Here is a 12,652-nt window from a genome sequence, read left to right as displayed (position 1 = left end):
CCGTTGTCCATCAAAACTACTCGCCAAACCATCGACTTGCTGCTCGAGCCGCGCTGGATTGCCGCGGTCGACCCCGATGTGGTTCTCAAAAACCATGCTGTCGCCGTCCACGATGGACGAATCGTGGACGTGTTGCCCACTGGGGAAGCACGCGACCGCTTCGATCCAGGACAGCGGGTCGTTCTGGAGGACCACATCCTGATTCCCGGCTTGGTCAACCTGCACACCCATGCCGCGATGACCCTGATGCGCGGGCTAGCCGACGACCTGCCACTGATGGACTGGCTGGAAAAGCATATCTGGCCGGCTGAATCGGCCAACGTCTCACACCAGTTCGTCTATGACGGGACGCGCCTCGCCTGCGCCGAAATGCTGGCCGGCGGCATCACCTGCTTCAACGACATGTATTTCTACCCCGAAGCGGCGGCGGCGGCAGCAGCGGAATTCGGCATGCGCGCCATGCTCGGCATCACGGCGATCGAATTTCCAACGCCCTATGCCAGCGACGCCGACGATTACATCGATAAGGGGCTCGCCGTTCGCGAACAGTGGCTGAACCATCCGCTGATCGGATTTTGCCTGGCGCCGCATGCGCCATACACTGTTTCCGACGCAACTTTCGAGCGCCTGGCGACCCTCGCGGCGCAGATCAACATCCCGATCCATTGCCATATACACGAAACCCGGCGCGAAATCGAAGAAAGCCGGCACCTCCATGGCCTCACCCCGCTCGCCCGGTTGCAACGGCTCGGCTTGCTCGGCCCGGGGTTCATCGGCGTCCATGGCATACACATTGACGAACCCGACCTCGAACTGCTGGCGACGACCGGTTGCAGCGTCGTCCATTGCCCGACTTCCAACCTCAAGTTGGGCGGCGGCATCGCCCCTGTCGTGCGAATGCGACAAGCCGGCATCAACGTCGGCCTCGGCACCGACGGCGCCGCCAGCAACAACCGCCTCGACATGTTCGGTGAGATGCGTCTGGCCGCTTTGCTGGCCAAAGGCAGCAGCGGCGATGCCAGCGCGCTGCCCGCCCGCGAGGCGTTACGCATGGCCACGCTCGATGGCGCCACTGCGCTCGGCCTCGCTGGCGAAATTGGCTCGATCACTCCCGGCAAGGCTGGCGACCTCGTCGCCGTCAGCCTCAGGGGGCTGAACACCACGCCCTGTTACGATCCGGTATCGCACCTCATCCATGTCGCAGGCCGTGAATGCGTGACTCACGTCTGGGTCGCCGGAAAGTGTTGCGTAGACCACAAAAAGCTCTCCTGGCATGGCCAAAATGACTTGGAATCGGCAATCACCCTATGGCAGAATACGCTGGAGGTCCGTGGCGAATCCTGAAAACAGGTAGCTACATGGGTAAAAAGGTTTACTAATTTTCTTCAACGAGGGAAAACAATGATCAAGAACATTGCCAAGAAATCTCTTCTTGTGGCTCTGCTGGCCGGCATCGGCTTTGGTGCCACCGCCGTTCAGGCACAAGAGCGCGTTTATGTCATCGACCAGCGCGACGTCGTCGCCCTGAGCGGCTTCGGCCTCTGCTGGCGCACCGGCTACTGGACCCCGGCGGCTGCCGCCAAGGATCCGGCCGGCTGCCAGTGCGACAAGGACCTGCTGCCGAAGGAAGTCTGCGAGCCGCCCGCTCCCGCTCCGGCCGTCGGCGTCAAGCCCACTGCCGAGAAGATCACCGTCGCTGCCGACGCCCTCTTCGACTTCGACAAGGCGACGCTGCGTCCGGAAGGCAAGGCCAAGCTCGACGAACTGGTCTCCAAGGCCAAGGCCATCAACCTCGAAGTGATCCTCGTCGTCGGCCACACTGACCGCATCGGTTCGGCTGCCTACAACCAGAAGCTGTCTGACCGTCGCGCTGCCGCCGTCAAGACCTATCTGGTCTCCAAGGGTATCGAGACCAACCGTGTCTATACCGAAGGCAAGGGTAAGACCCAGCCGGTCACCGGCGACAAGTGCAAGGGCAATGTCAAGTCCAAGGCCCTCATCCAGTGCCTGCAGCCGGATCGCCGCGCTGACATCGAAGTCATCGGCACCAAGTAAGACGCCGCGCTTCAGCAAAAGCCCTGCTCCGGCAGGGCTTTTTCATTTTCGCTCAACCAAACTGACGTTTCAGGCCGAACCATGCTCAATGCCGACCCTGCAGAACTGGACAAATTTGGAGATCTGGCTCATCGCTGGTGGGACCCCAAAAGCGAATTCAAGCCCCTGCACGACATCAATCCCCTCCGTCTCGACTGGATCGACGACGCCATCGGCCTCAGCGGCAAGCACATCCTCGACGTCGGCTGCGGCGGCGGCCTACTCTCCGAAGGCATGGCGGCCCGCGGCGCCATCGTCACCGGGATCGATCTTTCGGAAAAGCCGCTTGGCGTTGCTCGACTGCACTTGCTGGAAAGCGGACAAAAGGTCGATTACCGCAAAATTTCCGTAGAGCAGTTGGCCACCGAGATGCCCGGCGCCTTCGATGCCGTAACCTGCCTGGAAATGCTGGAACATGTCCCTGACCCAGTCAGCGTCGTCGCATCATGCGCGCGCCTGGTCAAGCCCGGCGGCCAGGTCTTCTTGTCCACACTCAACCGCAACCCCAAGGCTTACCTGTTTGCGGTGATCGGCGCCGAATACGTGCTGCAGATGCTGCCCAAAGGCACGCATGACTTTACCCGCTTCATCAAGCCCTCCGAACTGACTCGCTGGTGCAGGCAGTCCGGCCTCGAAACGGACGAACTGATCGGCATGACCTACAACCCACTGACCCGGCACTACGCGCTGGGACGCGATACGAGCGTCAATTATATGATCCGCGCCACCAGGAATGCTTGACGCTGTCCTGTTCGACCTCGACGGGACGCTGGCCGACACCGCACCTGACCTCTGCGCTACGGTCAATATTTTGCTGGTTGATGAAGGTCGACCGCAACAGCCGTTTTCCAGACTGCGCCCACATACTTCGAGCGGTGTCCGCGGCCTGCTCGGTGCGGGTTTTGGCATCGCGCCTGCAGATGACGACTATGAGCGACTGGCCAACCGCTTTCTTGAAATCTACAGCGCTCGCCTGTGCGAACTGTCTACACTCTTCGACGGTATCCCCGCACTGCTCGATACGCTTGAAGTTCAGGGCATCGCATGGGGCATTGTCACCAACAAGCGGACGCGCTTCACCGATCCGCTCGTCGCAGCCCTTGGACTCAGCCCGCGCACCACTTGCGTAGTCAGCGGCGACACCACGGCGGAGGCCAAGCCTTCCCCGCTGCCGGTCCTGCATGCGTGCACAATGCTGGGCTGCGCACCGCAACGCACCCTCTACGTCGGTGACGACCGCCGCGACATCGTCGCCGGACACGCTGCGGGAACGCTGACCGCAGCGGTTTCCTACGGCTACCTTGGAAATGGCGGCCCGCCGCATACGTGGGGCGCCGACTTTGTTGCCGACCATCCGGCGGACCTCGCCACCTACCTGTTCACCTCAGGCGCGCCGAGATAAGCAGGTTGCGCGGTGTCAGCCGGCGCTCGCAGAAGCGCCCGAGGCTGACCGAATACCCGTCGTTCTCCAGCCGCACGGCGAGATCAAGCGCCAGCCAGATTTCCAACGGGCGACGGAAGGCATGGCGAACGATCGACAGCCGCATGACTTCCCGCTGCCGTTCCCAGCCCCGTTGTTCCAAGTCCGCCAGCCGATGCGCTCCGGGTTCAGGAAGCTGCTCACGCCGGGTCATCAGTACCATGAATTCGGCGAAACTGGCGCGCATCCAGGCCGCCGGCACCGGGCGGAAATTCACGTACTGACCATCGCCTTCCAGCCGACGCCAGGCATCGAAAGCGAGCTTCCAGGCCATTTCACGATCACGTTGCAGCCTCTGACGAGGTGCAGAGGTCACCGACTCAGTGACCGCCAACCGGGCGTCATCGCCGGTCACGCGCGTCAGTAACGGCCCGGACGTCGGGACATAATCACCGGCGACACCGAGGTGATAGCAGCACGGCGCCACGTCGAGGGCCACTAGGCCGCTTGCGGCAACCCGCCCGACCAGCGCACGATGCAGATGGCCGCAGGCATGCAGCGCCGCCGCGTGCCCGCCATTCGGTAGATTGGTAACCGGTAGTCGCGTGACATCACCGGCGACGAAATCTTGCGCGGCCCGCGCCCGCCCGGCGAGTTTCTCGCCTTCGGCACACAAGCTGCGGTTGATTTCCAGGGTCGTCACGCTGATTTTCCAGTGCAGCGCCAGCAGACGCCCGAGATGTCCCTTGCCACCACACCAGTCGATCAGCGGCTGGCCACTACGTACGGCACTCGCGGCAAAGGCTTCGATCTGTGCCCGTTTGCGGCCGGGAATTCCGTACGCCCAGAACGGACCACAGTCCGGTGATGACGAGCGCGAACAGTCCGCAACGCGCGCCAGTTCATTCAACGCGGCGAGACCAGCGACATGCCGCGCGACAAACGCCAGCGCAGCCTCGCCATCGTCGGCCGGGCGTGCCTGTTCGCTATCGTCGAGGGCCAGTAATTCGGCCTCCAGCGCCGGCCATTGCCGACACCAATCGGGCCGAGGTTCGCGAAATGGTTGCGCAGACCAGAGCGGCCTGAATTCCGCCAGCAAGCCGTCCAGCGCCTGCTGGCGGTAGGCAAGCGTCATTTGACCGCGGCCCGACGCTCCCGCCGCCGATAGCCGATAAGGGCCGGAACGATTGCCAGCACGATCAGCGCTAGACCGAGCGCCAGCGGCCAGCGCACCGGCCGATTCCATTCACGCCGGGCAATGGCGCGGTCGACCGCGTCGATGCGCTGATATTTGAGGATATTGTTACCGACATCACTCGGCTTGCGGTTCTTCAGCCAGCGATGCGACAGGGTGTAGCTTTTCGGATGCAGACCAAAGTCCCACGGCGCATCGTGGTGCAGGATACGGTTCATTTCACGGACGATCTGTAGGCGCTCCGGCGTGTTGTTCATGTTCTTCATCCGGGCGAACAGGCGGTCGAACTCGGGATTGGCATAGTTGGACGCATTTTCGCCGCCCTTGGCGACCTTGCCTTCGTTGCCGTCGAGCAGGAAGAAGAAATTCTCCGGATCCGGGTAGTCGGCATTCCAGCCCAGGTAATACAACTGGACATTACCCTTGCGGATCTTGTCCTGAAAACGATTGAAATCGGTCGAGCGCACCACCAGTTGAATGTCGATCTTGGCGAATTGCCGGGTCAGCCAGTCGAGCCGCGATTTTTCACCCATGCCGCCGCTGGTGGTATCCAGGTAAATGACCAGCGGCTCGCCGGTTTTTCCGTCGCGACCATTCGGGTAGCCAGCCTCGACCATCAGTTTTCTGGCCACCTCGACCGGCTTGCGCCGCGGCTTGCCATCCACCCAGTCGTATACGACGGTGTTAAGGCCCGCCTCGCCCCCTTCGTAACCGAAAATCCCCGGTGGCAACGGGCTCTGGGCAGCGATTCCGCGGCCGTTCTGGAAGATCGAAATGTATTCTTCCTGATCGACGGCAATCGAGATCGCCTGCCTGATCCTGGTCGACCGCTCGCCGAGACCGCCGACCACCGGGTCGAGCATATTGAAACCCATGTAGAAGGTCGAGGTTTTTACCGAGGTCAGCAGGCGGATACCCTTGTCGCGCATTTCGTCGGTCAGCGCCACGTCGCCGCCGACATTGACACGCACCGCCTGATCGAAACTGTCGGAGGAGATTCCCGAGGCATCGTAGTAGCCCTGCAGGAACTTGTTCCAGTAGGGAATCGCTTCCTTTTCGCGGGTAAACACGGCCTGATCGAGAAACGGCAGAGGCTTGCCACAGTCCTTAAGCAAGCCTGCCTCGCGATCGCCTTCCTCACCTTCACAGGGAAAGGTCTGGCGGCCAGCGAAATTGGGGTTGCGCGTGAGCACCATGCGCCGGTTCGGATCGTTCTCGGTAAGCATGAACGGTCCGGTACCGACCGGCCACCAGTCGAGCGTCAGATTCTTGGCGGCCATGCCAGGCTGCGCGTAGAAGCGATCGACCTCGCGCGGCACCGGCGCAAAGAACGGCATCGCCAGCCAGAAAAGGAACTGCGGATACTTGCCCTTGATGCGAATGCGCCAGGTATGGCTATCGACCTTCTCGACCCCGGACAACGGGTAGGCGTCAAGATCGAGCCATTCATTGGCCGCTAGCTCGCGTGCCCCTTCCTGGAGTACTGCGCCCAGTTCCTTGAGGCCGACAATGCGCCCGGACATCATGCCGAAAATCGGCGAATGCAGGCGTGGATGGGCGAGGCGTTTGATCTGGTAGATGTAGTCGTCGGCGGTCAGTTCGCGCGTACCCGTCTGCGGAAAGTCGGCAATCTTCTGCCGGCCTTCGGCCACGTTTTTGCCCAGATAAAGCGGTTGACCGTGCTGGTCGACGGCAAAGGCCGGGTGCGGCTGGTAGCGGATGCCCGACTTCAGCTTCAGTTCGTAGACGCTCTCGGCAATCGATTCGAGCGGCGCATCGGCCGACAATTCCCTGCCTTGATCGTCGAGAAAACGTGGATGCGGGATCCCTTCCAGCGTCGCCGGGATCAACTCGTAGGGACGCTTCAAATAGTGATACTGCAGGGGCGGTTCGTAAATCTGCCCGGTGAAGGTCAGCTCATCCTCAGTATAGGACTGTGCCGGATCAAGATGCTTCGGACGGTCGGTGAACGCGGCGTAGAGGGTATTCTGCTCGGCATTCGCCGCCGGATACGGGTCGTTCCACACCTGCCCACAGGCGGAGAGCAACAGGATCGACGCCAGGCGAAGCGGGATTTTCAGCATGCTGCGAAGTGTAACAACTTGACCGCATCCCTGCCCATTGCCGACAATGACCAAATAACCGAGATCAGGAGGAACACCATGCTCGACACGAAGATTTCCGACTTCACGCTGCCCGCTACCGGCGGTCAGGATTTCAACCTGGCGACACAAGCCGGCAAGGTCGTCGTCATCTATTTCTACCCCAAGGACAGCACGCCGGGGTGCACCACTGAGGCGCAGCAGTTCCGCGACCTGTATCCGGAATTCGTTGCGGTCGACGCCGTAATTCTTGGAATTTCGCGGGACAGCCTGAAGTCACACGAAAGCTTCAAGGCCAAGCAGTCGTTGCCCTTCGAACTCGGTGCCGACACCGACGAGGCAGTGTGCACGCTGTTCTCCGTAATGAAAAACAAAAACATGTATGGCAAACAGGTGCGCGGCGTCGAACGCAGCACCTTCGTCATCGACCGCAACGGCGTTTTACGGCGCGAATGGCGCGGTGTCAAGGTGCCCGGACATGCCGAGGAAGTCCTGGCTTTCGTCAAGGCCCTGTGAACCGCGACGAATGACCCGCTCCATGATGCGCGAGCCTGCCACCATCAAGAAGTCCGCCGTTACCAAGCTCTTCGTCCTCGACACCAACGTGCTGATGCACGACCCGAGCTGCCTCTACCGGTTCGAGGAGCATGACATCTTCCTGCCGATCATGACGCTGGAAGAACTCGACAGCCACAAAGAAAGGCATGTCGGAGATCGCCCGCAACGCCCGCCAGACATCGCGCATGCTCGACGAAATGCTGGTCCACGATGGTGTCGATATCGACAAGGGGATCGACCTTTATGGCCCCTCGAGCAAACTGGCGAGTGGCCGGCTCTTCCTGCAGACCGAAGCGATCAGCGCCGAACTGCCGCAGGGCCTGCCAACCTCCAAGGTCGACAACCAGATTCTGGCGGTGGTTATCCACCTGCAGAAGAAATTCCCCAAGCGCCCGGTCATCCTGGTGTCGAAAGACATCAACATGCGCATCAAGTCGCGCGCGCTCAACCTGCTCGCCGAGGATTACTTCAACGACAAGGTGCTCGAGGACACCGACATCCTCTACACCGGCGCGCGCGCCCTGCCCGACACCTTCTGGGAACAGCATGGTCAGGGCATGGAATCCTGGAAGAAGGAGACAAAGACCTGCTACAGGGTCAGCGGACCGCTGTGCCCGCAACTGCTGGTCAATGAGTTCGTCTGGCTGGAAAGCGATGGTTTCGCGGCAATCGTCAAGGAAACCGCCGGCACCACGGCGGTTCTCGAAACGCTGATCGACTATGCGCACCCGAAAAACGCCGTCTGGGGCATCACGGCGCGCAATCGTGAGCAGAACTTCGCGTTGAACCTGCTGCTGAACCCGGAAATCGACTTCGTCACCCTTCTTGGCCAAGCCGGTACCGGCAAGACGCTGCTGACCCTCGCCGCCGGGCTGACCCAAGTGCTCGAAGGCAAGCGCTTTGCCGAAATCATCATGACCCGGGTCACGGTGCCGGTCGGCGAGGACATCGGCTTCCTGCCCGGCACCGAGGAGGAAAAGATGGCGCCGTGGATGGGCGCACTCGAGGACAATCTCGATGTCCTGACCCACATCGACGAAGGGAGCAGCCCCTACGGCGGGGACTGGGGCAAGGCCGTCACGCACGACATCATCCGCTCGCGAATCAAGGTCAAGTCCCTCAACTTCATGCGCGGGCGCACCTTTCTTAAGAAGTACCTGATCATCGACGAGGCGCAAAACCTGACACCGAAACAGATGAAAACCCTGGTCACCCGTGCCGGCCCCGGTACCAAGGTCGTCTGCCTGGGCAACATCGCGCAGATCGACACTCCCTACCTGACCGAAGGCAGTTCGGGCCTGACCTATGTCGTCGACCGCTTCAAGGGCTGGCCGCACTCCGGTCACATAACGTTACAACGCGGCGAGCGTTCCCGCTTGGCTGACCACGCTGCCGAGGTGTTATAATTTTCCTTGATAACTAACAGGGGCCGTGTCAGCGACACGGCCTTTTCGTTTCAGCCACGGGCTGTCTCCGCCGGAGGATCTTTTGAAACGCCGTGATTTCCTTGCCACTGCCGTGGTCCTCTCGATGCTTTCGGGCGAAGCGATTGCAGCAAAGAAGAAGTCTGACGCCAAGCCGGCGTCGAAACCAGCCTCCAAAAGGTCGACGGGCAGTCACGGCCGTGCAAAGCCCGCTCCCGCGCCGGCCCGGCCACAAGGTCCGGTCGCCCATACCGCCGAAGATCCGATTACCGAAAAGCCGCCGCAAGGCACCTCGGCAAGCCGCCTGCCCCCGGTCAAGGCGCCTGAACCGCCTGTGGACTGGCGAATCTACGAGGTTACGACCAGTGTAACCGTCAAGGGGGCATCCGGACAGACTCGTCTGTGGCTGCCCCTCCCACTCAATCAAGACACTCTTTTCCAGCGGACCCTTGGCCACAGCTGGGATGGCAATCGAAACTTTCTAGTATGCGCCGGCTTCCCGACGGTGACCTTGAAGTGTTTCATTCCGAATGGGCCGATGGCAACGATGCGCGATTCCAGATCAGGACGCTGGTCACGACGGCGGACCGCCATTTCGATGTAGCCAGGCGCACCGTCGCGCCCGAGCGTGAGGACATTCTCCGGCGGAATCTTCAGTCGTCCCAACTGATTCCCAACGACGGACTGGCCCATCAACTGGGCGAGCGGATCGTTGGCCGGATCAAGGATCCGGTGGCCCAGGCCAAGGCAATCTATGACTGGGTCGTTGACAATACGATCTACGATACCGCATTGCCTGGTTGCGGTGGCGGCAACGTCAACCAGCAACTCATACGCGGACAGTACGGGGGGCGTTCGGCCGACATCAATGGACTGTTTGTGGCACTCTGTCGCGCCATCGGCATTCCGGCACGCTGCGTTTACGGCTTGCGCGTTGGGCCCTCGCGGCTTTTCCGCAGTCTGGGGCTCAACGGCGACGATGCGACCCGGGCGCAACACGTCCGGGCGGAGTTCTACATTCCCGGCTTTGGCTGGATTCCGGTCGACCCCAGCGACGTCAGGCGCGCCGTCGCCATGGAAGGGCTATCGGATCGCGACAGCAAGTTGCTGTCCCTGCGCAAGATACTGTTCGGCGTCTGGGAAATGAACTGGATCGCTTTCAACTTCGGGACTGATGTCGAACTCCCCGGCCGCCAGACCAGAATACCGTTTCTGCTCCTACCGCAACTCGAATTACGGGGAGCACTGCGCGACGGAACCGATCCCGCCGGCTTTGAATTCACCATTAGCGCGCGCCGCCGCGTCGAACTCTAGCCTTACCGTATTGCAGGTCAATGACCTGGGCGCCCAGACCCGCCGCTGGCCAGACTCTCGAAGCGCGTGTATTCACCGAGGAAGGTCAGCCTGACTGTGCCGGTCGGCCCGTTTCGCTGCTTGCCGATGATCACTTCGGCGACACCCTTGTCCGGCGTGTCGGGCTTGTAGTATTCCTCGCGATACATCATCAGGATTACGTCGGCGTCCTGCTCGATGGCGCCCGACTCGCGCAGATCGGACATCATCGGACGCTTGTCGGTGCGCTCCTCCACCTTGCGCGAGAGCTGCGACAAGGCAACGATCGGCACCTGTAACTCCTTGGCCAGCGACTTGATCGCCCGCGAAATGTCCGAGACTTCGGTCGCCCGGTTTTCGCCCTGGCGGTTGCCGCTCATCAACTGGATATAGTCGATCACCAGCAGGCCGAGCTTGCCTCCATACTGGCGCGCCAGCCGTCGCGCCCGGGCGCGCAGGTTGGCCGGGGTCAGTCCACCGGTTTCATCGATATAGATGGGCGCTTCGTGCAGTTTTCCGAGCGCGAACGAGAGCCGCGACCATTCGTCATCGGTCAGGCGTCCGCTGCGCACCCGATGCGAATCAAGGCGTCCGATCGACGCCAGCATCCGCATCGCCAGTTGCGTGCCCCCCATTTCCATCGAGAATATTCCCACCGGCAGACCGGTCTCGACCGCCACACTTTCGGCAATGTTCAGCGCAAAGGCGGTTTTTCCCATCGACGGCCTTCCAGCGACGATGATCAGATCGCCCGATTGCAAGCCGGATGTCATCCGGTCAAGATCAACGTAGCCGGTGGGAACACCGGTGATATCCGACGGATTGTCGCGGTCGTGCAGTTCCTGGATGCGTTCGACGACCTGGGTCAGCAAGGGATTGATGTGGACGAAACCATCGCTGTGACCGGCACCGGCTTCGGCAATGGCGAAGATCTTGGATTCCGCCTCGTCGAGCAGGGTATCAGCATCCCGCCCAAGCGGGTTCAGCGCATCGGCGGCAATTTCGTCGGCCGTGGCGACCAGTTGGCGCAGGACAGCCCGTTCGCGGACAATCTCGGCGTAACGCCTGATATTTGCAGCCGACGGCGTGTTCGCGGCAAGTTCTCCAAGATAGGCCAGCCCACCGGTCTGATCGCCTTCGCCTGCGGCATCGAGAGCTTCGGCGACCGTGACGACGTCAGCCGGCCTCGACTTTTCGAGCAGGTTGCGAATCTGCCGGAAGATACGCCGATGCTCGTCGCGATAGAAATCACTGTCGGTAACCAGATCGCCCATCCGGTCCCAGGCCTGGTTGTCGAGCAACAACCCACCAAGGACCGACTGCTCCGCCTCAATCGAGTGCGGTGGCACCCGCAACTGGGCAAGCGCGGAGTCGCTGACGAAACTTTTCTGTAAGCGCTGATTCATGTGGCCAAGTTTAAATTAAAAAGGCCCCGCAATTGCGAGGCCTTTGGTCGCAATGGACAGCCTGGATTAGCCGGAAACCACTGCCACGGAGATGTTTGCCACCACGTCGGCGTGCACCACAACATCAAGCGGGAATTCGCCAATCGTCTTCAGTGGGCCATCCGGCATACGGATGGCCGACTTGTCGACGTCAAAGCCGGCGAGCTTGAGCGCCTCGGCAATATCGGCATTGCTGACCGACCCGAAAAGACGGCCGTCCATGCCGGCCTTACGGGCGAGGGAAACCGAGAGACCGGCCATCTTGTCGGCGATGCCTTGTGCCGCGCCCCGCTTTTCGGCGGCAACCCGTTCCAGCTCCGCACGCCGGGCCTCGAACTCGGCCAGGGTAGCCGGCGTGGCACGCTTCGCCATGTGCTTAGGGATCAGGAAGTTGCGGGCGTAGCCGTCCCTGACCTTGACGATGTCGCCAAGGTTGCCGAGGTTGATTATCGTCTCGAGCAGAATGATTTGCATGTTTCGTCTCCCCGGGAATTATTGATGGTTGTCGGTGTAGGGCAGCAGTGCCAGAAACCGGGCACGCTTGATCGCGGTGCCCAACTGGCGCTGATAACCCGCCTTGGTGCCCGTCAGCCGTGCCGGCATGATCTTGGCGTTTTCCTGGATGTATTCTTTCAAGACATCCACATCCTTGTAGTCGATCTGTTCGACTTTTTCCGCCGTAAAACGGCAGAACTTGCGGCGCTTGAAGAGACCGCTACCGCGTTTTTTTCTTGTCGTCTTCCTTCTTCTTGAAGAATCGAGCCATTTTCATTTCCTTCCAAAAATTCGATTGAATTCACATGCAGCACAGGTGTCTTGCTGTTGCGGCTCCTGGCTACCAGAAAGCCAGTCACATTGACTGCCCCGCCGATCGATACCGCCTGAAGCCAGCGGGCGGGTTCGCCCATGGCCACTACAGCAATTTCCACCTCGACCAAGCGCTCCGTACCGCTTTCGATCTGCGTCGACCCGTGTTTCAGCAATCCTTCACTGACCGGTACTCCTGCCGGGGTATAGCGCAGGGCTTTGCGCTCGACCAGCCTTCCCGAGAGTTCGACGCGGTTCAGCCGTCTTTCCCGTAC

General features: G+C 61.1%; 11 protein-coding genes and 2 pseudogenes. 7 read left to right on the top strand and 6 right to left on the bottom strand.

Going from position 1 to position 12,652, the window contains the following annotated elements; all coding sequences use genetic code 11:
- Nucleotides 1-9 precede the first annotated feature (9 nt).
- The 4 genes from IPP03_19665 to IPP03_19650 all read left to right on the top strand — a co-directional run bounded on the left by IPP03_19665 (nucleotide 10) and on the right by IPP03_19650 (nucleotide 3,496).
- Nucleotides 10-1,344, top strand: coding sequence for a TRZ/ATZ family hydrolase (locus IPP03_19665; GenBank protein MBL0354756.1), 1,335 nt, complete (start codon nucleotides 10-12; stop codon nucleotides 1,342-1,344).
- Nucleotides 1,345-1,401: 57 nt separating this feature from the next.
- Nucleotides 1,402-2,055 carry an OmpA family protein gene (locus IPP03_19660; GenBank protein MBL0354755.1) on the top strand — a complete coding sequence of 218 codons (654 nt, stop codon included), beginning with the start codon at nucleotides 1,402-1,404 and terminating at the stop codon, nucleotides 2,053-2,055.
- Nucleotides 2,056-2,136: 81 nt separating this feature from the next.
- Nucleotides 2,137-2,835, top strand: coding sequence for a bifunctional 2-polyprenyl-6-hydroxyphenol methylase/3-demethylubiquinol 3-O-methyltransferase UbiG (gene ubiG / locus IPP03_19655; protein ID MBL0354754.1), 699 nt, complete (start codon nucleotides 2,137-2,139; stop codon nucleotides 2,833-2,835).
- Entirely contained in the window at nucleotides 2,828-3,496 is a 669-nt protein-coding gene (locus tag IPP03_19650; protein MBL0354753.1) for an HAD-IA family hydrolase, read from the top strand. Before ubiG ends, IPP03_19650 begins: the two co-directional genes overlap by 8 nt.
- Here the strand turns inward: IPP03_19650 and IPP03_19645 are convergent.
- Nucleotides 3,474-4,649 carry a methyltransferase gene (locus IPP03_19645; protein ID MBL0354752.1) on the bottom strand — a complete coding sequence of 392 codons (1,176 nt, stop codon included), beginning with the start codon at nucleotides 4,647-4,649 and terminating at the stop codon, nucleotides 3,474-3,476. The genes IPP03_19650 and IPP03_19645 overlap by 23 nt on opposite strands.
- Nucleotides 4,646-6,793 (bottom strand): ABC transporter substrate-binding protein, encoded by a 2,148-nt coding sequence (locus IPP03_19640; protein MBL0354751.1) that lies wholly within the window; start codon nucleotides 6,791-6,793, stop codon nucleotides 4,646-4,648. Before IPP03_19640 ends, IPP03_19645 begins: the two co-directional genes overlap by 4 nt.
- Nucleotides 6,794-6,871: 78 nt before the next feature.
- Between IPP03_19640 and IPP03_19635 the strand changes: the two genes are divergently transcribed.
- From IPP03_19635 to IPP03_19625, 3 genes and pseudogenes are all read left to right on the top strand, one after another.
- Nucleotides 6,872-7,327 (top strand): peroxiredoxin, encoded by a 456-nt coding sequence (locus IPP03_19635; GenBank protein MBL0354750.1) that lies wholly within the window; start codon nucleotides 6,872-6,874, stop codon nucleotides 7,325-7,327.
- A 10-nt stretch (nucleotides 7,328-7,337) separates the two neighbouring features.
- Nucleotides 7,338-8,775, top strand: a pseudogene (locus IPP03_19630) (PhoH family protein).
- Between the two features lie 534 nt (nucleotides 8,776-9,309).
- Entirely contained in the window at nucleotides 9,310-10,107 is a 798-nt protein-coding gene (locus IPP03_19625; GenBank protein ID MBL0354749.1) for a transglutaminase domain-containing protein, read from the top strand.
- A 17-nt stretch (nucleotides 10,108-10,124) separates the two neighbouring features.
- Here IPP03_19625 and dnaB read toward each other — a convergent pair whose 3' ends face one another.
- The 4 genes and pseudogenes from dnaB to priB all read right to left on the bottom strand — a co-directional run bounded on the left by dnaB (nucleotide 10,125) and on the right by priB (nucleotide 12,637).
- Nucleotides 10,125-11,531, bottom strand: a complete 1,407-nt coding sequence (dnaB, locus tag IPP03_19620) for a replicative DNA helicase (protein ID MBL0354748.1) — start codon at nucleotides 11,529-11,531, stop codon at nucleotides 10,125-10,127.
- A 66-nt stretch (nucleotides 11,532-11,597) separates the two neighbouring features.
- The gene (locus IPP03_19615; GenBank protein MBL0354747.1) at nucleotides 11,598-12,044 is read right to left on the bottom strand and encodes a 50S ribosomal protein L9; all 447 of its coding nucleotides are present in this window, start codon (nucleotides 12,042-12,044) and stop codon (nucleotides 11,598-11,600) included.
- Between the two features lie 18 nt (nucleotides 12,045-12,062).
- A pseudogene (locus tag IPP03_19610) lies at nucleotides 12,063-12,284 on the bottom strand (30S ribosomal protein S18).
- On the bottom strand, nucleotides 12,203-12,637 hold the full coding sequence (gene priB, locus IPP03_19605) for a primosomal replication protein N (protein MBL0354746.1): 435 nt from the start codon (nucleotides 12,635-12,637) through the stop codon (nucleotides 12,203-12,205). The pseudogene IPP03_19610 and the gene priB overlap by 82 nt, the downstream one beginning before the upstream one ends.
- Nucleotides 12,638-12,652: the final 15 nt, after the last annotated feature.

Source organism: Candidatus Dechloromonas phosphoritropha (assembly GCA_016722705.1).
Taxonomy (GTDB): Bacteria; Pseudomonadota; Gammaproteobacteria; order Burkholderiales; family Rhodocyclaceae; genus Azonexus; species Azonexus phosphoritrophus.
The sequence above is the reverse complement of the archived record's forward strand: the minus strand, read 5'-3'. Positions and strand labels throughout refer to the sequence as shown.

What these genes read in the sequence shown, in the direction of transcription:
- IPP03_19660 (MBL0354755.1), top strand. Translation starts at nt 1,402, where the DNA reads ATGATCAAGAACATTGCCAAGAAATCTCTTCTTGTGGCTCTGCTGGCC.
- ubiG (MBL0354754.1), top strand. Translation starts at nt 2,137, where the DNA reads ATGCTCAATGCCGACCCTGCAGAACTGGACAAATTTGGAGATCTGGCT.
- IPP03_19650 (MBL0354753.1), top strand. Translation starts at nt 2,828, where the DNA reads ATGCTTGACGCTGTCCTGTTCGACCTCGACGGGACGCTGGCCGACACC.
- IPP03_19645 (MBL0354752.1), bottom strand. Translation starts at nt 4,649, where the DNA reads ATGACGCTTGCCTACCGCCAGCAGGCGCTGGACGGCTTGCTGGCGGAA.
- IPP03_19640 (MBL0354751.1), bottom strand. Translation starts at nt 6,793, where the DNA reads ATGCTGAAAATCCCGCTTCGCCTGGCGTCGATCCTGTTGCTCTCCGCC.
- IPP03_19635 (MBL0354750.1), top strand. Translation starts at nt 6,872, where the DNA reads ATGCTCGACACGAAGATTTCCGACTTCACGCTGCCCGCTACCGGCGGT.
- dnaB (MBL0354748.1), bottom strand. Translation starts at nt 11,531, where the DNA reads ATGAATCAGCGCTTACAGAAAAGTTTCGTCAGCGACTCCGCGCTTGCC.
- IPP03_19615 (MBL0354747.1), bottom strand. Translation starts at nt 12,044, where the DNA reads ATGCAAATCATTCTGCTCGAGACGATAATCAACCTCGGCAACCTTGGC.